Source organism: Glaciimonas immobilis, assembly GCF_011947285.1.
Lineage (GTDB): Bacteria > Pseudomonadota > Gammaproteobacteria > Burkholderiales > Burkholderiaceae_D > Glaciimonas > Glaciimonas immobilis.
The window spans coordinates 462,086-484,541 of record NZ_JAAOZT010000001.1; the positions used below are offsets into that span (position 1 = coordinate 462,086).

A 22,456-nucleotide genomic window follows, 5' to 3' on the forward strand; every position below is an offset into this window, starting at 1 on the left:
CGCGCATTTGGTTTGGTAATGCCCCGCGCCGTTTGGCTTGCTGCATTTGTTGAACCCGCCGCAAGTTCGGACACCTATCTCGAAAAAATGTAAATGAGTCATATTGATGAAATTATCCGCAGTTAAAATCGGCGGTTTAATGTAAGTTGCGCATGTTTGCTGTATTTCTGAAGTATTAGCCCAGATCAATAATGTCATTTAAGAAATTACACGCTTTTATTGGACTAGTGTTACTGATGTTGATGCATGCTGCCTTTGCGGCGCATCCTCTTGTGAGTGACGATACCAGTACGCAGGACGCCGGAAATCAGCAGTTTGAAGCCAACACCGACTGGTACACAAAGCAGGGCGTCTCTAGCCACGTTGCTGACTTTACCTATTCCTATGGCGCGCTACCAAACCTGGATGTTTTTGCGGATTTACCCTTAACCGCCTCTTCGCCGCGGGGTATCAATGATGGCGCGCTGGGACTCAAGTGGCGCTATTACGAGCGCGGCGCGACCAGTTTTGCTATCAAGCCTGCCATCGTTGTCGCTACCGGTAATCAAAACCGGGCATTAGGCACCGGACGCACTGGTGCCGCGGTCACATTGATAGGGACTTATGATGCGTCATCCTGGCTACTTGTGGGAGACGTCGGTATGGATATGAAGCGCTATGCTTTGTCCGCGGATCGACAAAGCAATCGCGGCAATTTGTGGCGAGCGTCTGTCGCGGTTACCTATATCGTGAACGCGCAGTGGCGCGTTGTTACTGACATCGGGATTGCGCGTAATCCCGATGTCAACAGTAGCATCAATCCAGCGTTTCTGGTTGCAGGTGTCGTCTACTCTTCTGGCAAGGATGTCGATCTCGACGTCGGGCTGCGGTTTGGATTGAATCGCGCAGAAGTCAGTCATCAGGCCGGGGCCGGGGTTACCTTGCATTTTTGATCGTACTTTTCGACATCTCACGTTATGTACCCTTCTAGAACAATTCCCATAATAGCCACCGCGAGTGCAGGGATACCGTACGCGCATATAGCACCGTAAGCAGACTACCCTGTTAATTTGACCCGCTTCCACGCGCCAATTGACTGGCACTACGCGATATTTTCCTGGTGTAGACGAAAGCCCTTTCGATATTCTGTAGGCGAAGGCCACATTTGTTTACGAAATAGTTTTGCCACGTTAGCGCCGCTGAACAGGCCGCAACGTCGGGCGATTTTATCGATCGGCAAGTCGGTTTCCGATAATTGCTGGCGGACCGCTTCCAGCCGAAGATTGATCAGAAAGTCATGCGGTGTCTGACCTGTCTCGCGTTTGAATTGACGTATGAAGTTGCGTTCACTCATGGAGACGAAATTAGCGGCATCTATTACCGAAACGGGATCGCTCAGATGCTCGACGAACCAAAGCGACGCCTTGTGAATTTTGCTGTTTCGAATCGATTCCACTGGACGCGCAAGCGTGTTGGGTGACGTATCGCGCCGACGTTGACAAACGACCAGGTTTTGCGCAACCCGTTGTGCCACTGCTGGCCCGAGGTCCTTTTCGAGGAGTCGTAGCGCAAGATCAGTCGCCATACCTACGTCGCACGACGTAAAAATATTGTCGTCTTCAACGATCTGCGACTCGCGGTCAATAATAACTGTGGAAAATTCACGCGAAAGTTTGTCTACCAGCGCCCAGTGGGTTGTGGCGCGCCGACCAGCCAGAAAACCCGCTGCGCCGATGACAAATACGCCCGTACAGATGGCGGCCAGACGACGCACCTGAGTGCGTTTTTTTTGTAGCCACGCGATTAAAGTCGGATCGCGGTAGGCATCAAAATTACCTGTGCCGCTAGCAATCAAAAGTGTGTCAAATTGCTGATCGTCAAATTGCGAGATCGGTGCCGTCATAATTTGAACGGCCGCCGAAGAGGCGACCATGCCGCCAGAAATGGACATGATGGACACCTGATAACGCGTAGTGCCGGGAAAAGCAGTTGAAATCAGTTTGTCGCCGACGCCGAATACGTCTGCGGCACCAACTACATCAGCCAATATAACGCCATCGAAGACTATGATGCCGATGTGCTTTAGAGAGGAGCGATCAGACGCCGCCTCAACTTTGTTTAAGCTCCCAATATTCATGTAGCGCCCCTTACGACGAGTAATTATCAGTGTTGTTAATTAGTAACCTATAGTTGTTAAATAATCATCACTGATACTCCTATAAATTGAAATGTGATCATTGACGTAGATCAAACAATGCGCATAATATTTGTAAATAAATATTAATTTGATAATTTCCGGGCGGCATTTCACTGTCCAGAATTACTTTTTCTGCTTACACTTGAGCGGGAATTTTCATTATTTGATAGAGAAAACAACACAATTTGACACGGGAAAGCAGTAACACAAATAAGCTATGCGGACAGCGAATCTATGTCCTTTCCGCGCGAGTGCGGGTGGGGTTTTATATTAAATCGTTTTTGTTTGTGTAATAAATTATGTTCCATGGGTACATGGATGTCAGCTTTGGCACGTTACGTTGGCGGTGAAACCGCGCGTCAGGACTGAAATGCGTGTTGGTTTGCGCGGCATCAATGAATGTAGTGTTTTTTCTTCCACACATCTTCGAGCCGTGAATTTTGTAGAGTTAGCTCGACAACAATTTGTTTTAGTTGGGCATTCTCCTCCTGCAGGCATGTTAAGTGCTGCGGCTCATCCGATAAGCTACCGTAGAGTTTCTTCCACTGCTGGAAGGTGCGCTCGGTAATCCCCGCTTGTCGAATCACATCAGCGACCGGCATACCAAGCTCTTCCTGCTTAAGGGCTTCAGCAATCCGATCGCGGGAAAGTGGCGTGCGCTTCATGGCATGTCCTTTACCTTCTAGTTATGTATTCACAGTAATGTTTAGATTACGATTATTTTGCGGCAGAACTGGCTTGCAGCGGTTCCAGGCCGAGGCGACGGCGAATTAGCGGATCGCGAAATTCGTTGCTATCCGCATTGCTGGCGCTAGTGACGCTGCTAACGGTCACGGCAGCCTGGACAGTATCCGTAGTCGTATCCGCGGCGACTAATTCGTTGTTTGGCGCTTGCTTTTGTACAGTTGCGTTACTGGCTACGGCAATTGCTGGTCTGACCGAACCAGGGCAATCGTGACCCGTTGCTTCTACAGCTTTACGATTTGCATCGCTCTGGCATAATAATGCTAGCGCTACATCGTTTAGACCCATTGCGCGGAATTCTCTTGAATCCAAGCGACGTACGCACGCCTGGTCAACCATGGTGGAGGCAGCAGTTGCGCCGAAACCGGTAAGTGACAAGCCAAATGAAACAGAACCCATGCAGGTATCGGACAACGTGGTGGTCAACGAAGGTGCAGTAACGGGAGGTGCGCTCTTGACTGTGTAGGTTCCACCATAATCCACGTGGGCAATGGTCGCTACCGGATCTGCCGCTGCACTAGTAGCAGTGCTCTTTGAGCCTGTACCGGAGCCGCCATTGCTTGATGATTCCGCCCCTGATCCTGAGCCGGACAATCCGTTACTATATTGGTCACCGTTCCCCCTGCTTGGCAGGCTGACCGAAATGCTGACCGTCGATGAATTGCCGTTGGCAGTTGTACCAGAGACCGTATTCAGAGCGCTACCACCGGTAGCCGCTCCGCCCGTGGCTGCCCCACCATTGGCTGCCCCACCGACTCCCCCCGCGCCGCCATTTGCGGTAGATGTCGATGACGAGGTGGGTGATATCGGCGTAACCGGCGCGGGCGCACTGGCTGCTTTCGCGACGACTGGTATAGTGAAGAGCGAGGCTACCAGAATACCTAGAAGTTGTTGTTTCATGGATTCTCCGATTTTCTTTATTTTTCAAAGGAAAGGGAAAGTTTCCTTTCCCTCTTCCCCTTCTTTTTATACTAAATACATCCTGGAGCCCGTATACGACCTGCCATGAGCGGGCGTCAGTGGGTGATAAATGGCGGGGAAAACCGGGTGGTCTTGAGACCACGAGGATTTTGAGCGCCATTTATTACATTACGTCAGCGCAGTAAGATCGTGAGTAGGTTCTTGCAGCGTTGGCGTGTACTTAAAACGTATTACTTGTTGCCAACGGCTGAGGCTGCAATTGCAGCGCCACCTGCACCACCAGCACCGCCGATAGCGGGACCGCTTTCGCTATTGCCACCGCTTACATAAGAGACTGCGGAGCCGGCTTTGTTGATGTTGCCGCTAACTGAGCTATTTGCTGGGCCGGTGCTGGAAGCCGCAAAGCCGCCGATTCCAAGTGCATTGCCGTTTGCCAGTTGGGACGAACCCTCTGTGCTGTTATAAGCGCTGCCGCCTTTTGCGCCCCCGCCAATCGCGGCCGAATCGCCACCGTTGCCACCCTTGGCGGTAGTAGTGGCTGCCGACGGCATAGGCATAGCGGGGGTGCTTGATGCACCGTGGCCATACATTTTTGAGCCCCAGCCCTGGGCGTGACCCCAGCCGTTAGAAGCGCTGGAGCCGGTCCCCGCACCAGAGGCAGTGTTACTCGAACTACCAGTTGCACCACCGCCGTTACCACCGGCAGAGTAAGCATCGCCACCAGCAGCAGGGCCGCCTTTAGCAACACCACTAGTTGGGGCAGCAGTAGTTGCGCCGCCGATTGCAGTACCCGCACCACCAGCAGTCCAGTTACCGCCTGTGCTAGCCATGCCACTCATGTTGTATTGCAGTGCATTGCCAGCTGTTACCGCTCCGCCATTAGCCGTGCCGCCTGTCGAAGCACCGCTTGTACCGGCACCACCGTTACCACCCCAGCCTCCATTTGCAGTAGTCTTTGCAATATTTGAGATATCTGAGGTGGTTGTAGTTGTTGATGTTGTTGTAGTGGTAGTAGTTGGAGTGCTAGGTGGCTTCACTGGTGGCGACGGATGATGTGATCCATAATCACCAGCATAGGCTGCGACCATAAACATTGAGGCTACGGATGCGGCGATAATGTGCTTTTTCATTATTATTACTCCTGAAAGTGTGGGGTCTGGTTGTTGATGGTCTTGTCTGTATGCCCCTAAGTAACAGACAAGAATTCCGTAAAAAGCAACAGCAATCAAATAAGCGTCCAACAAGACGTCCGCCGCGGTGGTTAATATAATTGTCGACACCATCGTTTAGGACATAAAAATTGCTGCAAAAAATAGGGTTAATTCGTTGCAGCAGTTAGAAACATCGCCTCACTTGCGCCAATCATTTTCTCCCAAATAAAACGCTGATCGGTCTTAGCCATTCGTGTGATGGCAAGAAAGCTGTGTCTTGCGATGTAGGGATAATATGTCGGCCAACAAAAGTGTTTATGCCAAAATTTTGTCAAACCAAGACAGCAGAGTTGGCAGTTTTGGATGGCTTTCTGTAGGGCACTTAAGGCACACTTTTAGTTGGTCCAGATACGTTCTGCATAGGCGAATTTAGTTTTAACCAATTTTTGGCTGAGAAAAGGTCAGTGCAGTTTATTTTTTCGCGGGGCAAGGCATTTCGCCCTGATGATCCAAAAGAGCCAAATCAATTGGTGTTTTTATGGGCTACCGCAGGAAACCTGAGTAATTACGCGCGCAAAAATCTTTGGAGGCGCGGGGGCCACCAGGCGGATGCAGTGATGGACAAGAAAAAACGACTCGGACACTTGGGGTGTGCGAGTCGTCTATTTAAGGTCGCCAGCTGTTGAGCAGGGCGGGGGACACTAAAAACTTAAACAACGTATGCGTGGTTCAGGCCAGATCGCGCTGGCTATGTAGTGCCGGTCAAAAATGCCTGAGACTACATGGTGGCGACGCCCGCCCTTACCACTTTGTTGCCGCCACTACGTGCGCTTGACCAGTCGCAGGATAACCAGCAAAACGATAGCGCCGATAGTCGCGGTGATAATAGAAGCAACCATACTGCCGCCGACACCAACGCCTAAAAGTCCGGCTAACCAGCCGCCAATGAATGCACCGACGATACCAACTAAAATGTCAACCAATACGCCAAAGCCGCCGCCTTTAACCAGTACACCGGCGAGCCAACCTGCGATAGCCCCAATAATCAGCCAGGCGAGAATTCCGTGTTCCATAATATTTCCTTTCAGAGTTAATGGTGGATAAAGTATGTTGCCGTGGGATGGTTCTGTAAGTGTGTTTTAAAGTCAAACTATACGGCCGAACGTTTCACTCGATCGTGCGTTGCGTCATGCGGTTAGCTAATTTATTCGTGAAATTTGTCTCGCCACAATTTATTTTCTGTCGCGTTTGATCATGCAATTTCTACTGTCTTACAGGCGATTGTCTATAAGCTGCTCCCCCCGTTTAACCCCTTCCAAACCCACTTCTTCAAGGGATCCAACGAAGGTGTCAGTATCGGTCCATTCAATTCCATTCTCCAGGTTGACTTTAATTAACCACCCTTTGCCTTCAAATCTGGTAAAGATAACTATTTTTTGGCCCTTGTATTCTCTAATGATTGTCATGTTCATGATTTTTTTTACATCCATCTTTGATTATTTAGGTCATCATAGTGGAAAGGTTGCTTTCCCCATGTCAGGCGTTGTCACTTTTGCGTGTAGGACGACAGGAAGCGCTAAGCGCTATTGCCTCTAAAACCCGGCATTGAAAGATCATCCGGTTCTGCATCCTTTCTGCCAAATCAAATGAAATATTGTGGGCTGCTATTGGAGAAAAGCAGGGCAATGTAAAGGATTCGGCTGGAATAAGCCCGCATACATAAGGCCGCGTAAAATTTAATTAAAGGTCTTGTTCTGCGCGGCTAACCGGAGGAGTAATGGCGCGACCTTCCAGGCCTCGCCATGCAGACCTCGCGCATATTTTTCGATCGCTGCGGCCACGTTTGATAAACCTGTCGTATCGGCATAAAACAAAGGACCGCCGCGGAATAACGGAAATCCGTAACCGGTCAGATACACTATGTCAACGTCCGAGGCCTTTTGAGCGATGCCTTCATCAAGGATCTGCGCAGCCTCATTAATCAGGGCGAACACCAACCGTTCGACGATTTCCAGATCATCTACAGGGCGGCGTACGATGCCGATATTCGCCGAGTGTTTGACGATCAGATTATCGACCACCGCGGCGGGATACGCCGTGCGATCACCGGTTTTATAGTCGTACCATCCAGCCCCGGTTTTTTGTCCGAAACGGCCCATTTCACACAGTAAATCCGCGGTCTTCGAATACGTCATATCGGGCGCTTTAATGGCACGCCGCTTGCGGATAGTCCAGCCGATGTCATTCCCCGCAAGATCGCTCATGCGGAACGGCCCCATCGCCCAACCAAACTGTTCCATCGCCTTATCGACTTGCTGCGGCAGGCAACCTTCATCCAGCAAAAAGCCAGCCTGGCGAATCAGTTGCTCAATCATGCGGTTGCCGATAAAACCGTCACAAACGCCTGCCACCACAGCGGTCTTGCGTATTTTTTTGGCCAACGCCATGATGGTTGCAAGTACATCGTCCGCGGTTTTTTTGCCACGCACGACTTCGAGTAACTGCATCACATTGGCAGGGCTAAAAAAATGCATCCCGATGACATCTCGCGGTCGATTAATGGCGGCTGCGATCTCATCGAGGTTGAGGGTGGATGTGTTGGAGGCCAGTATCGCGCCAGGCTTCATGACTGCATCGAGCGATTTGAAGACCGCCTTTTTTACCGCCAACTCTTCGAATACCGCTTCAATCACAAGGTCGGCCTGGCTGATCGCTGCAAACTCCAGCGCACCGCTAATTAACGCAATACGTTGATCGCATTGGTCTTGCGTTAGCTTGCCTTTTTTTAATGTGTTCTCGTAGTTTTTACGTATAATCGAAAGTCCTTTTTCCAGTGCTGCGGTTGACGTCTCCACTATCGTGACCGCAATGCCCGCATTGGCAAAATTCATCGCGATACCACCGCCCATCGTGCCCGCGCCGATTACCGCCACCGATGCTATATGGCGCTGTGGCGTAGCTGCAGAAAGACCTGCGATTTTACTGGCGGCACGCTCACCAAAAAATGCATGGCGCATGGCTTTGGAAGTAGTTGTTTCTAACAGCGCCATAAATAGGTCTCTCTCGTATTGCAGTCCCTCCTCAAATTCTTTGGTGATCGCAGCCTCAATCGCATCGATACATTTTAGCGGTGCAGGGAAATGTTCCGAGGACGCTTTTACCGACAGGCGGGCGGACTGCAAGAATGCTTTATAGTCAGGGTAATCGACTTTCATATTACGTATTTTAGGAAGCGGTCGCAGAGCGGTCACCTTATTGGCAAAAGCGAGGACGTGCTTAAGCCATTCATCCTCTGTCGTGTGATGAATGATCGCATCAAAAAGAGCGGTGGCGGAAAGCTTTTCCGCTGCTATCGGATTTCCGGTAACGATCATTTTTACGGCTAATTCAAGTCCCACGGCGCGCGGCAAGCGCTGGGTGCCGCCTGCGCCGGGTAACAGCCCCAGTTTGACTTCTGGAAGAGCGATTTGGGCAGTCGGCGTCGCGACCCGATAATGACAGGCTAGCGACAACTCCAGACCTCCACCCATGCAGATCGTATGGATAGCGGCGATCACGGGTTTGCTCGCGGATTCAACGGTGAGGATCACCGTGTGTAACGACGGCTCCGCTAGCGCTTTGGGGGAATTGAATTCTTTTATATCCGCACCGCCGGAAAAAGCTTTTCCCGCGCCGATGATAACGATCGCTGTGACGGCGTCATCGTTGAGCGCCTTATTGATGCCATCGACCAGCGCTGTGCGTGTCACCAGACCCATGCCATTGACCGGCGGGTTATTCAAGGTAATGAGCGCTACGGTGCCGTGGCGTTGATATTCTGCGGTCATGTCTCTTCCTTTTTATGGGTGTTGGGGTATTTAATGTGCGTTAAGGCGATTGGCGAGATAGACGATGGATACAAACGACTGATAGAAACGACTAATACAAACGACTAATACAAACGACTAATACAAACCGACAATTGGGGTGATGAAATTGCCGTTGGGGTCGTACAACCAATAGCCGGGACCACGGCAACTCGACAAATATCCTGCCGCCTGTTTTGCGGCAGTTCTTAGTGTTATAGAAAAAGTCTTTTTACCTATCGTATTCCGCAATGTCCCCAATGTTAGTCCAGCATCGCTGCTAAGTTGTTGATTCATTCCTGAAGGACTCCTTCTAATTTTGCGTTCCCCTATTTTCATGAAGAATAATGTTCGGAAACGAACATTATTATCCATTTTTATACCGATACGGTGGTATATTTCCATTGGGAAATTGTTTTCTGTGAGCATTGTCTCTCGAACTTGTCCTTCAGCTTAATTCATTAACAACTTCAGACGCGTAGCGCTATACAAGTGAGCGGGCGTTGCCGCGTGAATGGCATCGCGTTCTACTTCCACGGCCAGATAATGGCGCAAACGTTCACCGTATCGGAGACCATAACCTAATGTTAAATATTTTTCGCCCTGCGTTACATCAACCACGGTTATCAAAAGAAAAAATCGACCCTACTTATCGCCGCCTTCGCTGGCAGATTTTTATCGGGATTTTTGTTGGTTACGCCGGATACTATTTAGTCCGCAAGAATTTCTCTCTGGCAATGCCAGCGTTGATCGAGCAAGGTTACTCCAGAGCTGAGCTTGGCCTGGCGATGTCAGGTGTAGCGATCGCGTATGGCCTGTCTAAATTTTTAATGGGTATGGTCTCGGACCGCTCGAATCCACGATTTTTCCTCCCGTTCGGCCTTCTCGTGTCGGCGGCTGTCATGTTCCTGATGGGCTTTAGCCATTGGGCTACTTCCAGCGTGACGATCATGTTCAGCCTGTTATTTATTAATGGTTGGGTGCAGGGTATGGGATGGCCGCCATCTGGCCGCACGATGGTACATTGGTGGTCGCAGAAAGAACGTGGCCGCGTCGTATCGGTATGGAACATCGCGCATAACGTTGGCGGCGGGATGATCGGACCGCTATTTATTCTCGGTATGGGCATGTTTAACGACTGGCGCTCTGCATTCTATGTGCCCGCAGCGGTGGCGGTTGGTGTCGCTGTCTTTGCGTTTTTCATGATGCGCGATACGCCGCAATCATGCGGGCTTCCAGCGGTGGAAGAATACAAAAACGACTACCCTGAAGGTTATGACAAGTCGCATGAGGAAGAACTGACGACCAAAGAAATTCTTCTGCGCTACGTCTTGAACAACAAGCTTTTATGGTACATCGCGTTCGCCAACGTATTTGTCTATTTGCTGCGCTATGGCGTACTGGATTGGGCACCTACTTATTTACGCGAGGTCAAGCATTTCAGCGTCGCGGATTCATCCTGGGCCTACTCCATGTATGAATGGGCGGGCATCCCCGGCACATTATTGTGCGGCTGGATGTCAGACAAAATTTTTAGGGGTAATCGTGCGCTAACCGGCATCGTCTTCATGATGCTGGTCACTGTTGCAACGTTAGTGTATTGGCTTAATCCTGCGGGCAATCCCGTGATCGATCTGGTGGCGTTGTCCGCCATTGGCTTCTTGATTTATGGCCCCGTCATGTTAATTGGTCTGTACGCGCTAGAACTGGCCCCAAAAAAGGCGGCCGGAACGGCGGCGGGCTTTACTGGCTTGTTTGGCTATCTGGGCGGCTCCGTAGCAGCTAGCGCATTATTAGGCGCAACGGTAGATCATTGGGGCTGGAACGGCGGTTTCATTCTTTTGTTCGGCGCATGCGTCTTGTCAATCTTGTTTTTTGTGATGGCATGGTATGGGGCGCGGTCCCATAAAATTAATGTGATAAACATCCAAAATTAATAATAGAGCGCACAGCGATCGTCGGTCATAGTGAAGTCAAACGACAATCTAAATAGGCAAACGAACATGCGCTGAAGCCAATCAACTTCAGCGTATGTGGCGTTTCGCTTGACGTTTGCGCCAAATCCGCAGTACCAAATAAGCCACCACAAAGATATTTCCAGCCAGCACGGCAGCGTTCGTTATTGACGGATGTAAAGCAAGATGGCGAATTTCGATAGGGACATAAATTGCGCCCGACACCGCGCCGAGCCATGTCGCCCACGACCGGTTATTCCACAATCCGTAACTTTCCGTAAAGCGCAGCGAAACGTAGGCCAACCCAATCAGTGCCACATTGCGACGGCTTTGGTCACTTAACACGTCTGCGTAATGCAGAAATATCGAGGGATAATGCGCGACGGGGTCGAAACCAAAATGGCCCATCAACGCCAGTGCCAGATGGCGAATATCGTGGTGCAGAAGACTGAGCAAGCCGAGAGTAGCCGCAACGGCAGCAATGCCTTTGACTCCCTCAAAAGTGGCTATCGCCCTCAGTGTCCGCAATTTCTTCGGAGAATCGGAGACGGTGCGTGCGTCAAATTGGGTTGTAGGGAGAATAGTGGGTTCCAATTAGTGGCTTCATCCTGATTCAGGTTGTCGGCTGTAATAAGCATAATTATAGATATCATTATGTTGATGTCGAAATAATACCGTTATTTTATGCTTTCGATGAATCCATCGAATTTATCCTCCGGTCTTCGATTATCCAAAAGGAATATTGTTAACCGAGGAGTTACCTCTGCCTGTGCTTTCCTTCCCAAAAATGGTTGCCATTAATGGCCCGACTAACACTTAAATTTTTGCCCACCTGGTAGTCGCCGCCCAGTTCTCCTGTTGCAGCGCACAACTTTAAAAATGCCAAAATGGTGCTACTTCATTTTTTAAATTAAGTGTTTTGTCTTGCCTCATAGAACAATTTTGCATTATTTTTTGGTGTTCGCGCGGAATGCAAAAGTAGTATTGTAGTGTTACCCCAGCAGTCGCGCGGAGGAGAATAATAAGGTTCCTCTACTACAATTATCAATCCTGCGATGCCAAAAATTGTCCATACGATGATTCGGGTCCTTGAACCCGAGCGCTCCAAAAAGTTTTACCGCGATGGTTTCGGATTCGAGGTATCGCATCAACTTGATTTTCCTGACTTTACGTTAATTTATTTACGCAACCCGGAGAACGATTTCGAACTCGAATTGACGCACAATCACGACCGTAAGGAACCTTACACCCATGGCGACGGTTATGGGCATTATGCGTTTGTATCAGAAGAGTTGGGGGCGTTCCATGAAAAATTGGTAACGTTAGGTTATGCACCAGCGGCGATTAAAGAATTCAAGCAAGATGATGCGTTACTCGCCCGGTTTTTTTTCGTCGTTGATCCAGACGGATACAAAATCGAGGTGTTAGAAAAGTGGGGCCACTATCGTTAGAGTGTTAGATTGCCAAATATTGCTCTTACAGTAGGCACATATAAAATTACAGGAGACAAACATGCACATACCTGATCAGCCGAAACGTCGCAAATTTCTTAAAATCGCCTCTGCAGGATCTATCGCTAGCGCCGCTGGCGGCTTTCCGAGTTTGTTCGTATCCAATCAAGCAGCTGCACAAGAATTGCTTGGAGGCGAGACTTTCTCTACTCTGACAAAAATCGCGCGCGATATCTTTCCGCACGACGATTTCAATGACGAGTTGTACGCTAAGGCGGTAGCTATTTATGGCGACCAGATAAAAGAGAACCCTGATTTGGGCAAGTTGCTAATAAACGGCGTGGCCTCTGCAAACGCAGCCGGGATGAAACAGTTCGGCAAACCGTACGCGCAAATACCGGATGAAAAATCCCGTTTGGTGATCCTGACCGCGATGACGTCTACCCCTTTTTTTGCCAAGGTCCGTGGTGACCTTGTGGTCAGCCTGTATAACCAGCCGGTAGTGTGGGGCAAGTTGGGCTATCAAGGCCCTTCTGCGGAATTCGGCGGTTATATCAGTCGGGGCTTCAACGATCAGAACTGGATGAATTTAGTTTAGAAAAAGTCGAACATAAATTTCTGCACTCTTAAAAAAATAACGAGGAGATGGTTGTGGCCGCAAAATTTAATCTGAATGAAGAAGTAGTCGTCATAGTCGGTTCCGGTGCAGGCGGCGGTACGCTTGGTAACGAGCTGGCCCAAAAAGGTATCAATGTCGTTATTCTGGAAGCGGGCAAACGCCATGAAATCAGCGACTTTGAAAACGATGAATGGCCAATGTTTGACAAAATTTCATGGCTTGACAAGCGCACTACATCCGGCACCTGGCGCATCGCTAAGGATTTTCCCAATTTGCCAACCTGGATAGTCAAGGCAGTGGGCGGTTCTACTGTGCATTGGGCCGGTGCGTCGTTACGCTTTCAGGAGCACGAATTCAAGACGCGAACAGTTTACGGCGCGATTAAAGACGCTAATCTGCTCGACTGGCCGATCACGCTGGCAGACCTCACGCCTTACTATGAGCGCGCCGAATTCAAAATGGGTGTTACCGGCACTAACGATATTCCACGTTTGCCAGGTAATAACAATTACAAGGTGCTGGCGGCAGGTGCCAAGAAGATGGGATACAAGGATTTCCATAGCGGTAATATGGCGATCAACTCTCAACCGCGCGATGGGCGCGGTTCGTGCCAGCAAATTGGATTTTGCTTTCAGGGTTGCAAGTCGGGCGCTAAATGGTCGACGCTGTATACCGAGATTCCTAAAGGCGAACGTACCGGGCACCTTGAGGTTCGCTCCGATGCGCAGGTGCTGAAAATTGAACATAATGCAGCCGGTCTGGTGACTGGCGTGTTGTATAGCGACGCCAAAGGTAACCGCAGCTTTCAAAAGGCGCGCATCGTGTGTGTAGCCGGTAATTCGATCGAATCGCCGCGTTTATTGCTTAATTCCGCGTCGGCTATGTTTCCTGACGGCATGGCAAATTCTTCGCATCAGGTCGGAAAAAATTACATGCGCCATATGACCGGTTCCGTGTACGGGGTCTTTGATAAGCCAGTGCATATGTTCCGCGGTACCACCATGGCAGGAATTGTGCGGGATGAGTCACGGCACGATACCAAGCGTGGTTTTGCCGGTGGTTACGAGATGGAAACCGTGTCATTAGGCGTGCCATTTTTGGCTGCGTTTATGGACCCGGGCGCATGGGGTCGTGACTTTTCCTCTGCAATGTCTGCGTACGACAATATGGCTGGCATGTGGGTTATAGGAGAAGATTTAGCGCAAGAGTCGAACGGCGTCACTTTACACGCGACTGAGAAGGATCAGTTCGGCTTGCCGATCCCGAACGTTCAGTTTAGCGACCATGCGAACGATCTGGCAATGCGCAAACATGCCTTTCAGCAAGGTGCTGCGTTGTACACATCGATTGGTGCCTCACGCACCATCTTGACGCCACCGTATCCGTCTACGCATAACTTGGGTACCAACCGGATGAGCGCCAAGGCCAAGGATGGCGTTGTCAATAAATGGGGGCAGTCACACGACATCAAGAATCTTTTCGTTTCTGATGGCAGTCAGTTCACCAGTGGGGCGTCGGAGAATCCGACTTTAACTATTGTTGCGCTGGCAATTCGTCAGGCTGAATTTATTTCCCAATCGATGGCTAGAAAGGAACTGTGATGACGTGTCGCGCAAGCAACCACCTTTTACTTGTCGCGACACTGACCATTTTCTTGTGCGGTCAGCCAGTGGCCGCGGAGCCTTTGTCGGGCGAGAAACTATTTAAGTCGCAATGTGCCGCTTGCCACTCTGCGGCAGAGGGTAGCGCAAATCGTCAGGGTCCAAATCTCTGGGGTGTGTTTGGCCGGGGTGCAGGACTGGTGCCGGGGATGGCCTACTCCGCAGCGTTTAGAAAGCAACTTGATGGCAAAGTATGGACTGAAGCAATGCTGAATAGTTGGCTGGAAGATCCGCAGAACGTAGTGCCAGATACCCTGATGATGTATCGGCAGGATGATGCAGAAAAGAGACTCGCCATAATTGCTTACCTTAAAACCTTACATTAGGATTAAAGTATCACTGCGTTTAAATATTGCACGATCGGCACCGCAGCGGCGCAATACCATACAACGACAGTACGACAATAATTAGAAGGAGACCAAGCATGTGCGAAATCTATCTGAAGGCGGATCCGATTCAGTATGAATTACGGACCCGGTCAATCCGGATTCATGGCGTTGTCACGAGTGTCAGGCTTGAAAATCTTTGTTGGGATATTTTGGCCCGCATTGCACGTAAAGATGATATGACCACCAATCAACTGATCAGTCAGTTGTACGGCGAGGTCATCCAGCAGCAAGGGAAAATCGGCAACTTTTGCGCTTTTCTTAGGGTGAGTTGCATGCGCTATCTTTCGAGCGTTGCTTTGCAACAGGACAAAGAGTCATTGTTACTAGGCAGACGTGATGCGCATAGTGGTACGTTGACCGATCAACCTAAAGCCCGGCGCAAGGCGGGTCAAGCGGACGCGGTCGTTCTGCAAATGGTACCAAAACGGGCCAGTGCCGACGGAGCGCATAACCTTTGAGACGCGTACATAACAATGGTTCAACGGTTGGCAGCATCGGTTAGCAGCATTGATGATGTATTCTTGGTTGTCGCCAATAGCAATGAAAGCGGTCGCTTTTCTACTCAAAATACGTCATCGTTATGATCGATGTAAGGTCGATTTTTTTGACTGGCAGGCATTTTTATAAATAAAAAAATAAAGTACTTGGCGTTGGGTAAGAATTATTGCATCATAAGCAACTATAATTTTATAATAAATAGAGAGACTGAGACATTATGATACTGAAAAATCGGACAGCGGTAACCTTGATGACGTTGGCTGTAGCTTCTGCAACTTATTCGTTGGGCGCCGCAGCGGCAGACGACGCAGTAACCCGTCTGGAAAATGCACAAACTACAGGTGCTTCCTTAAAACTGGAGTCGATAGCGCAGACAGGCTCCAAGGCCGACGCGATAAGAGCCAATTTAAAAAGTGTCAAACTACCGCCGGGCTTTAAGATCGCGCTGTACGCGATCGTCCCTGATGCACGCCACATGGCCGTCGGCCCTTCTACCGGTGTTGTGTTTGTCGGTACGCGCAAGACACGTGTTTGGGCCGTCACCGATCGTACCAAAACACGGGTCGCTGATGAAGTGACTATCTTCGCGCCTTCAGTCAATCAAAAAGTGCCAAATGGCGTTTGTTTTTCACCAGACGGCATTTTGTACGTGGTCGAGCAAAACCGGGTGATGAGCTATCCGGCCGCCGAGTTTTTCTATGAAGGCCCAGATGTCGCTGCGGGTCAGGTTGTCCCGCAGGGTCAGTTGATTCCCGTAGAAGAAGAAAGTTACAACCACGGCGCCCGTACTTGCCGTATTGGACCCGATAATAAACTCTACATTACGCTGGGGAATCCGTTTAACGTTCCGCCCAAGGAAAAGGTTGCGCTATACGACAAGAGCGGCATGATGGGTATTATTCGCATGGATCGGGATGGTAAAAACCGTGAAGTGTATGCACGCGGTGTGCGCAATTCAGTTGGAATGGATTTCAGTCCGAAGGATAAGACACTCTGGTTTACCGATAACCAGGTGGATGGCATGGGTGATGATATCCCACCGGGTGAACTCAATCGTGCGACCAAGATTGGCCAAAACTTCGGCTTCCCATGGTACGGCGGTGGTAACGTTCGCACTGCTGAATATAAAACCGACACAGTGCCTAAAGATGTCGTGTTTCCACAGGTCGAAATGGCCGCGCATGCTGCCGATCTCGGTATGAGCTTTTATTCCGGCAAGATGTTTCCAGCAAAATATCAAGGCGGTATTTTTAGTGCGCAACATGGTTCATGGAACCGCACTACGCCGGTTGGCGCGCGCGTGATGTTTACAGCGGTAAAAGCGGATGGCAATGCCGGTAAGTCCGAGGTCTTCGCTGATGGATGGTTGACATCAAATCACGAGTATTTGGGTCGCCCGGTTGATATTGCTACGTTACCAGATGGCTCGTTGCTGGTGTCGGATGATTACGCCGGGGCTATTTACCGCGTGTCCTATGCGGCGCAATAAGTTACTGTTAGCGACGAGCGTTGCGTTGCTAGGATTCTTTGCCAGCACAGCGGTGCTGGCAGCAGATATCCGTGCCGTCCCGGCGAAAGCCGGGCAATGTTTCGCCTGTCATGGCAGCGACGGTTTGTCCAAAGCACCGGACGCGCCCAACCTTGCGGGTCAAAATGAGATGTATCTCGTGTCAGCGCTCAAGGCTTATCGATCCGGCGCAAGGGTGCACGAAGTGATGTCGTTGATGGCTAAGAATCTGTCGGATGCAGAAATTGATCAATTGGCGGCTTATTTCAGCGGCATTGCGATCACTGTCAAAACCCCGTGAGGTCACGCTCAATACGTAACGGAAAGTGTGTGTGTATCGGCGCATGAATCAGTTCTATCTTAACAAGGCAGCGGCACGCCAATTGGGGCGTTGCTGCCTTTTAGTATTATTTATGTGTACGTTCACCGGTGCCACCGCTGCTGATATCAAGGATGTGGCTTGTAGGCAAACCGGCGCGCAAGCGCATGCAATTGCCGCGGAGCGGGATCAGGGAAAATCGTTGGAAGAGGCGATTGCCATTGTGCGCAAGGCGGGCGCGAAGGTGAACGCGAACGCGAACGTTGCCGCGCACGTAGGCGATGCCTCAGACGAAAAGCCGATCAGAGAAATGGCTGTTTTATTATTTCGTCAGTTCCGCCAGATGTCGCCCGATGATGCGGCATTTGAATTCTATATGGATTGTTTGGATAACGTTTAACCGTTAGCCTTACAGTTTTTCCGTAGTGAGTATAGTGTAGATTGTATTGAGTAGTTGAATGGCGGTCGTCTAGCGACCGCCATTTTTACGCCTGTATCAACCTAGCGTGCCGCCTCAGCCAAATTATGCGCCAGCTTGTTATGCCGTTCCAATACATTGCCCAAGTCAACCGTAGTCAATTGGCCCTGACGCACAACCACCCGCCCGTTAACCACGCTGTAAGCGACATTTGACGGCGTACAGAATACGAGGGCGGCGACCGGATCATGCAACGCACCAGCATAGCTAACTTGATTGAGGTTAAATATCACAAGGTCGGCTGACATACCGGGTTTGAGCGCACCGATATCGTCACGATTGAGAACTTTGGCGCCGCCGAGAGTCGCTATTTCCAGTGCCTGTCGGGCAGTCATGGCGTCCGGACCAAAACCTACCCGTTGCAGCAACATTGCCTGACGTGTTTCGCCCAGCATGTGCGCGCCGTCATTGGATGCAGAACCATCCACGCCGAGGCCAACTGAAACCCCAGCATCGATCATCTTACGAATGGGTGCAATGCCGGATGCAAGCCGCATATTGGAGCACGGACAATGCGCTACGCCGGTGCCGGTACGGGCAAACATATAAATTCCGTTGTCATCAAGCTGCACGCAATGGGCATGCCAGACATCAGGTCCGACCCAGCCGGAATCTTCCGCATACTCCGCTGGCGCCATGTTGAATTTTTCACGGCTATAAGCGATGTCGTTGGCGTTTTCTGCCAAATGGGTATGGAGCGAGACGCCATGATGACGCGCCAGCACCGCCGACTCGCGCATCAGATCGCGTGACACCGAGAAGGGCGAGCAGGGCGCGACGACAATGCGTTGCATCGCATGGCGTCGATGATCGTGATAGGTCTCGATCAAGCGTTGCGTGTCGTTCAAAATGGCGTTTTCATCTTCAACCACGCAGTCGGGCGGCAGACCGCCTTTGGATTGACCGACGCTCATCGCGCCGCGCGCCGCATGAAAGCGCATGCCGATCTGACTGGCCGCTTCGATGCTGTCGTCGAGCTTGCAGCCGTTGGGATAAATATACAAATGATCGCTACTGGTGGTGCAGCCCGAAAGGAGCAATTCCGCCATCGCCGTGAGCGTGGAGACCTGCACCATTTCTGGCGTCAGATTGGCCCAGATCGGATACAGATTGGTGAGCCAGTTAAATAATTCGCCATTTTGCGCCGCCGGGATGACGCGCGTCAGGCTTTGGTACATGTGATGATGGGTATTGACCAGACCCGGGATCACGACATGATCGGTGGCATCAATGACCTCATCCGCGCTTTGCGGCAGATCGCCGCTATTGCCTACTTGTTCGATGACATTATCGCGAATAAAGACAGCACCGTCGTTGATCTCGCGGCGCTGGTCATCCATGGTGACTAAAACACGGGCATTTTTTATCAATAAAGTTGTGGTCATGGTAATTGAAATAAAAGGTACGACGTCAGTGTCATTGATTGACATCGGCACTGGCACCACACCGGACTCTGGTTCAGGACTTTGGCGTAAAGTTGCGCAGGAAATCCAGCAAGATTTGCGCGGATACTTCAGCGTCGTCGGCGGTCATTGTTTCCAATGGATTATGGCTAATTCCGCCATTGCCGCAACGGGTAAATAACATGGCTACATCGGTCGCCTTGGCCATAGCCATGGCATCGTGACCTGCGCCAGATGCCAGTTTGAAGGCGCGCACGCCTGCACGTTCGGTCGCTGCGGTTAGTTGTTCCATTAACCACGGCGCGCATGGCACGGCCGGTGCGGAAACCATTTTTTCGACCGCGCTTTCTATATTGCGACGTTGGCAGGTGGTCTCGATAAACCGCAGCACATCGTTGACCGCGGCATCGCGGATGGCATCGTCCGCAGCGCGGATATCCAGTGAAAATATGCATGCACCGGGAATAACATTAGTCGAACCGTTTGGTACCTGCAATTGCCCGACGGTACCGACCAGCGATGCCTGTTGATCTTGTGCGCAGCGTTGCTCAACATATAGCACGATCTCAGCGGCAGCGGTGGCGGCATCTTTGCGCATCGTCATGGGGGTGGTACCGGAATGACTGGCGACACCTTTTAACTGCACCATGTAGCGGCAACTGCCAGCGATAGAGGTGACTATGCCGACGGGCAGGTCGCGTTGCAGCAATACCGGGCCTTGTTCGATGTGGACTTCGACGTAGCCTAATAAGTCATCAGGATTACGCGCCAGAGACGGGATCAGGGCCGCGTCATGACCGGCGCTTTTTAACGCATCGCGCATGCTGATGCCATCGCGGTCGATATTGTCCAGTAAGGCCATGTCGAACTGCCCGATGACGGCGTTACTGCCAAGGAAAGTGCTTTTAAAGCGTACGCCTTCCTCTTCTGAAAAGCCAATTACTTCAAAGTGAAATGGCAGTTTTTCGCCGCGCTCATGCAGGTGCTTAATGATCGCGATGGGCAACAGGATGCCTTCACGCCCGTCATACTTGCCACCATTGCGGACGGTGTCGTAATGCGAGCCAGTGATGAGGGTTTTAGCATCTGGTTTATCGGACAAATAGCGACCGACTACATTGCCGACGGCATCGATTTCGGCCAGCATGCCAGCCTCGCGCATCCACGCGGCGAGTTGCGCGGCAGTGCGGCGGTGGGCATCGGTCATGTATGCGCACGTAAGGCCGCTCTCGTCATCGCTCCACGCACCGATTACTTGCGCCCAGCGCATGATGGTTTCACCCAGTTGCGGCGTGTAACCGAGCAAGTCGTTGAGGCGCATTTCGGCGATACGTCCGATTTGACGCAGTGCTTCTGCCTGTTCATCGCTCAACTGATTTTTCAGGCGGCGACTAAAGGCTGCAATGATTGCCTCGCGCGATAAGCCCTGACCATCGGCACCTTTGACGGCGAGAATAAAGGGAAACGTAAATTTGGTGTTGTAAGCGGCGTTTAACCTTTGCAGCGTAGCGAACTCTTCCGGGGTGCAATTATTGAGTCCCGCTTTGGCTTGCTCACCGGTGGACTCTGCTGTCAACTGTCCTGAGATAGCGGCCTTGCCAGCCAGCTCGGGATGTGCGCGGATCAGGCCAAGCTGTTCGTCATTGGTGGCGTTGCGTACGGTATTTTCCAGCGCCAGTTTGAGCGCGGTAATGTTGAGAAAAGGCCGTTGCGCAGCGGTGCGCTCAGGTATCCATGGCGAGTGCTCATAGATGCCTTGCAGGGTTGATACAAAGGCGTTGGCGTCGCAGCCGTTGAGTTGTTCCAAGGTGGTGGTCATGTATTGTATCGGCGGGTCCCACCCGCGTACTCCTTAAAGTTTTTTGTGACGGGTGGGACCCGTTTGGACTTAAATGTTAATGGTCGGAGCTTTGTGCCGCAGCCACTGCGTACTCACGTGCGTTATGGGACTCGCCTTTGCCATTAAAAAACAGATTCAGTAATACCGCCATCGCCGATGCCAACAAAATGCCGCTATGCAAAATGGTCGACAGGAACGCGGGCATTTGGTCGAAGAAGCTAGGCGCAACGATAGGAATCATACCCGCGCCGATACTGACTGCTACGATGAAAAGATTATTACGGTTGCCAACAAAATCGACTTTTGCGAGTATTTTGATACCGGTGGCAGCGACCATCCCAAACATGACCAGCCCGGCACCGCCAAGGACGAACTGCGGAATCGAGGCCGCAACGTTTGCCATTTTTGGAAACAGGCCAAAGGCCATCAAAATCACGCCAGCAGTAGCGCAAACATAACGACTGCGCACGCCAGTGACGCCGACCAGACCAATGTTTTGCGAGAACGAGGTGTAGGGGAAGGTGTTAAAGATACCGCCAATAATTGATCCCAATCCATCCACACGCAGACCACGTGCCAACGTTTTGTCATCGACTTTTTTGCCAACGATCTCGCCTAGCGCAATAAACATTCCGGTAGACTCAATCATGGTCACGATCATGACCAGACACAGGCTGATAATGGAGCCGAGATCAAACTTCGGCCAACCGTAATGAAATGGTTTAATGAGGGCAAACCAGTCGGCATCGGCAAGGCCAAAGAAGCTGATCTTCCCCATCGCCAAAGCAATGAGAAAACCGATAATCATGCCGACCAATACCGAAATGTTAGCAATGAAACCTTTAACATATTTGGTGATTAATAATATCGATACCAGAACAACCAGGGCAATCCCGAGGCTAGTAGGGGAGCCGTAGTCGGGGTTTGGTATTTTGATGAAGACGCCATCGACTAGTTTGCCGATGATCGGCTGGCCGCCTGCGGCCCAGTTAATACCTATTCCCATCAATGAAATACCAATGACGGTAATCACGGTCCCGGTCACGACCGGCGGGAAAAATCGCATCATGCGGCTCATGTAGGGTGCCGCCAGCATACAGAAAATACCCGCGACTATTACGGCGCCGTAGATGTGCACAATAGTCAGTTCAGGATTGCCCGCCATGGCGACCATCGGCCCGACGGCGGCAAAGGTAACGCCCATCATCACCGGCATTCTGATACCGAAGTGCCAAAAGCCCAGACTTTGGATCAGGGTGACCAGTCCGCAGCAGAATAAGTCCGCGCTGATGAGGAAGGCGATATCACTTTTGGCCAGATGGAGGGCGCCTCCCACAATGAGTGGCACCGCGATGGCGCCCGCGTACATAACTAGCACGTGCTGCATCCCCAGCGCGGTGAGTTTGCCTATCGGCAATTTTTCGTCTACAGGATCGGTTATAGGTGTGGTGCTCATACTGTGTCTCCAGGGTCTGGGAATTTATTTTAGGACTCACGCA

The 22,456-nt window shown here is 50.9% G+C and carries 22 protein-coding genes; 10 read left to right on the plus strand and 12 right to left on the minus strand.

The genetic code is table 11. The features are described from left to right. Positions 1 to 191: 191 nt before the first annotated feature. Complete coding sequence (locus HAV38_RS02040) at positions 192 to 932, plus strand: transporter (protein WP_168051891.1); 741 nt, start codon at positions 192 to 194, stop codon at positions 930 to 932. Positions 933 to 1,081: 149 nt separating this feature from the next. On the opposite strand, the gene HAV38_RS02045 is transcribed toward HAV38_RS02040, so the two are convergent. The 8 genes from HAV38_RS02045 to HAV38_RS02080 form a co-directional block, all read right to left on the minus strand. Beyond that, entirely contained in the window at positions 1,082 to 2,116 is a 1,035-nt protein-coding gene (locus tag HAV38_RS02045) for a GlxA family transcriptional regulator (RefSeq protein WP_168051893.1), read from the minus strand. 452 nt (positions 2,117 to 2,568) lie between these two features. Further along, positions 2,569 to 2,841 carry a transposase gene (locus HAV38_RS02050; protein WP_168051895.1) on the minus strand — a complete coding sequence of 91 codons (273 nt, stop codon included), beginning with the start codon at positions 2,839 to 2,841 and terminating at the stop codon, positions 2,569 to 2,571. Between the two features lie 52 nt (positions 2,842 to 2,893). Further along, a complete protein-coding gene (locus tag HAV38_RS02055) occupies positions 2,894 to 3,820 on the minus strand; it encodes a histidine kinase (RefSeq protein ID WP_168051897.1) in 927 nt (308 codons plus the stop codon). 251 nt (positions 3,821 to 4,071) lie between these two features. Beyond that, positions 4,072 to 4,971, minus strand: coding sequence for a hypothetical protein (locus HAV38_RS02060; RefSeq protein ID WP_168051899.1), 900 nt, complete (start codon positions 4,969 to 4,971; stop codon positions 4,072 to 4,074). Between the two features lie 842 nt (positions 4,972 to 5,813). Then, positions 5,814 to 6,065, minus strand: coding sequence for a GlsB/YeaQ/YmgE family stress response membrane protein (locus HAV38_RS02065; RefSeq protein WP_168051901.1), 252 nt, complete (start codon positions 6,063 to 6,065; stop codon positions 5,814 to 5,816). A gap of 198 nt (positions 6,066 to 6,263) precedes the next feature. Beyond that, the gene (locus HAV38_RS02070; protein ID WP_168051903.1) at positions 6,264 to 6,464 is read right to left on the minus strand and encodes a hypothetical protein; all 201 of its coding nucleotides are present in this window, start codon (positions 6,462 to 6,464) and stop codon (positions 6,264 to 6,266) included. 264 nt (positions 6,465 to 6,728) lie between these two features. Continuing rightward, complete coding sequence (locus tag HAV38_RS02075) at positions 6,729 to 8,819, minus strand: 3-hydroxyacyl-CoA dehydrogenase NAD-binding domain-containing protein (protein WP_168051905.1); 2,091 nt, start codon at positions 8,817 to 8,819, stop codon at positions 6,729 to 6,731. Positions 8,820 to 8,936: 117 nt separating this feature from the next. After that, positions 8,937 to 9,266, minus strand: a complete 330-nt coding sequence (locus HAV38_RS02080) for a hypothetical protein (RefSeq protein ID WP_168051907.1) — start codon at positions 9,264 to 9,266, stop codon at positions 8,937 to 8,939. A 155-nt stretch (positions 9,267 to 9,421) separates the two neighbouring features. On the opposite strand from HAV38_RS02080, the gene glpT reads away from it, so the two are divergent. Further along, positions 9,422 to 10,774 carry a glycerol-3-phosphate transporter gene (gene glpT, locus HAV38_RS02085; protein WP_168051909.1) on the plus strand — a complete coding sequence of 451 codons (1,353 nt, stop codon included), beginning with the start codon at positions 9,422 to 9,424 and terminating at the stop codon, positions 10,772 to 10,774. An 87-nt stretch (positions 10,775 to 10,861) separates the two neighbouring features. On the opposite strand, the gene HAV38_RS02090 is transcribed toward glpT, so the two are convergent. Next, a complete protein-coding gene (locus HAV38_RS02090) occupies positions 10,862 to 11,386 on the minus strand; it encodes a DUF2127 domain-containing protein (protein WP_221313808.1) in 525 nt (174 codons plus the stop codon). 461 nt (positions 11,387 to 11,847) lie between these two features. Between HAV38_RS02090 and HAV38_RS02095 the strand changes: the two genes are divergently transcribed. The 8 genes from HAV38_RS02095 (at position 11,848) to HAV38_RS02130 (ending at position 17,636) form a co-directional block, all read left to right on the plus strand. Then, positions 11,848 to 12,243, plus strand: coding sequence for a VOC family protein (locus HAV38_RS02095; RefSeq protein WP_168051911.1), 396 nt, complete (start codon positions 11,848 to 11,850; stop codon positions 12,241 to 12,243). A 61-nt stretch (positions 12,244 to 12,304) separates the two neighbouring features. Continuing rightward, entirely contained in the window at positions 12,305 to 12,841 is a 537-nt protein-coding gene (locus HAV38_RS02100) for a gluconate 2-dehydrogenase subunit 3 family protein (RefSeq protein ID WP_168051913.1), read from the plus strand. Between the two features lie 47 nt (positions 12,842 to 12,888). Further along, positions 12,889 to 14,463, plus strand: a complete 1,575-nt coding sequence (locus HAV38_RS02105; RefSeq protein ID WP_209216585.1) for a GMC family oxidoreductase — start codon at positions 12,889 to 12,891, stop codon at positions 14,461 to 14,463. Beyond that, positions 14,463 to 14,849 (plus strand): c-type cytochrome, encoded by a 387-nt coding sequence (locus HAV38_RS02110; RefSeq protein ID WP_168051917.1) that lies wholly within the window; start codon positions 14,463 to 14,465, stop codon positions 14,847 to 14,849. Before HAV38_RS02105 ends, HAV38_RS02110 begins: the two co-directional genes overlap by 1 nt. Positions 14,850 to 14,947: 98 nt before the next feature. Continuing rightward, positions 14,948 to 15,370 carry a ribbon-helix-helix domain-containing protein gene (locus tag HAV38_RS02115; RefSeq protein WP_168051919.1) on the plus strand — a complete coding sequence of 141 codons (423 nt, stop codon included), beginning with the start codon at positions 14,948 to 14,950 and terminating at the stop codon, positions 15,368 to 15,370. 290 nt (positions 15,371 to 15,660) lie between these two features. Then, positions 15,661 to 16,899 (plus strand): PQQ-dependent sugar dehydrogenase, encoded by a 1,239-nt coding sequence (locus HAV38_RS02120; protein ID WP_209216591.1) that lies wholly within the window; start codon positions 15,661 to 15,663, stop codon positions 16,897 to 16,899. Continuing rightward, positions 16,886 to 17,218: a c-type cytochrome gene (locus tag HAV38_RS02125; protein WP_168051923.1), complete on the plus strand. Its 333-nt coding sequence runs from the start codon at positions 16,886 to 16,888 to the stop codon at positions 17,216 to 17,218. The genes HAV38_RS02120 and HAV38_RS02125 overlap by 14 nt, the downstream gene beginning before the upstream one ends. Before the next feature lie 43 nt (positions 17,219 to 17,261). After that, positions 17,262 to 17,636 carry a hypothetical protein gene (locus tag HAV38_RS02130; protein ID WP_209216587.1) on the plus strand — a complete coding sequence of 125 codons (375 nt, stop codon included), beginning with the start codon at positions 17,262 to 17,264 and terminating at the stop codon, positions 17,634 to 17,636. A 101-nt stretch (positions 17,637 to 17,737) separates the two neighbouring features. Here HAV38_RS02130 and HAV38_RS02135 read toward each other — a convergent pair whose 3' ends face one another. The 3 genes from HAV38_RS02135 to HAV38_RS02145 form a co-directional block, all read right to left on the minus strand. Continuing rightward, positions 17,738 to 19,099 carry an 8-oxoguanine deaminase gene (locus HAV38_RS02135; protein WP_168052030.1) on the minus strand — a complete coding sequence of 454 codons (1,362 nt, stop codon included), beginning with the start codon at positions 19,097 to 19,099 and terminating at the stop codon, positions 17,738 to 17,740. A 73-nt stretch (positions 19,100 to 19,172) separates the two neighbouring features. Then, positions 19,173 to 20,936, minus strand: coding sequence for an allantoate amidohydrolase (locus HAV38_RS02140; RefSeq protein ID WP_168051927.1), 1,764 nt, complete (start codon positions 20,934 to 20,936; stop codon positions 19,173 to 19,175). Positions 20,937 to 21,012: 76 nt separating this feature from the next. Next, a complete protein-coding gene (locus tag HAV38_RS02145) occupies positions 21,013 to 22,413 on the minus strand; it encodes a nucleobase:cation symporter-2 family protein (RefSeq protein ID WP_168051929.1) in 1,401 nt (466 codons plus the stop codon). Positions 22,414 to 22,456 lie beyond the last annotated feature (43 nt).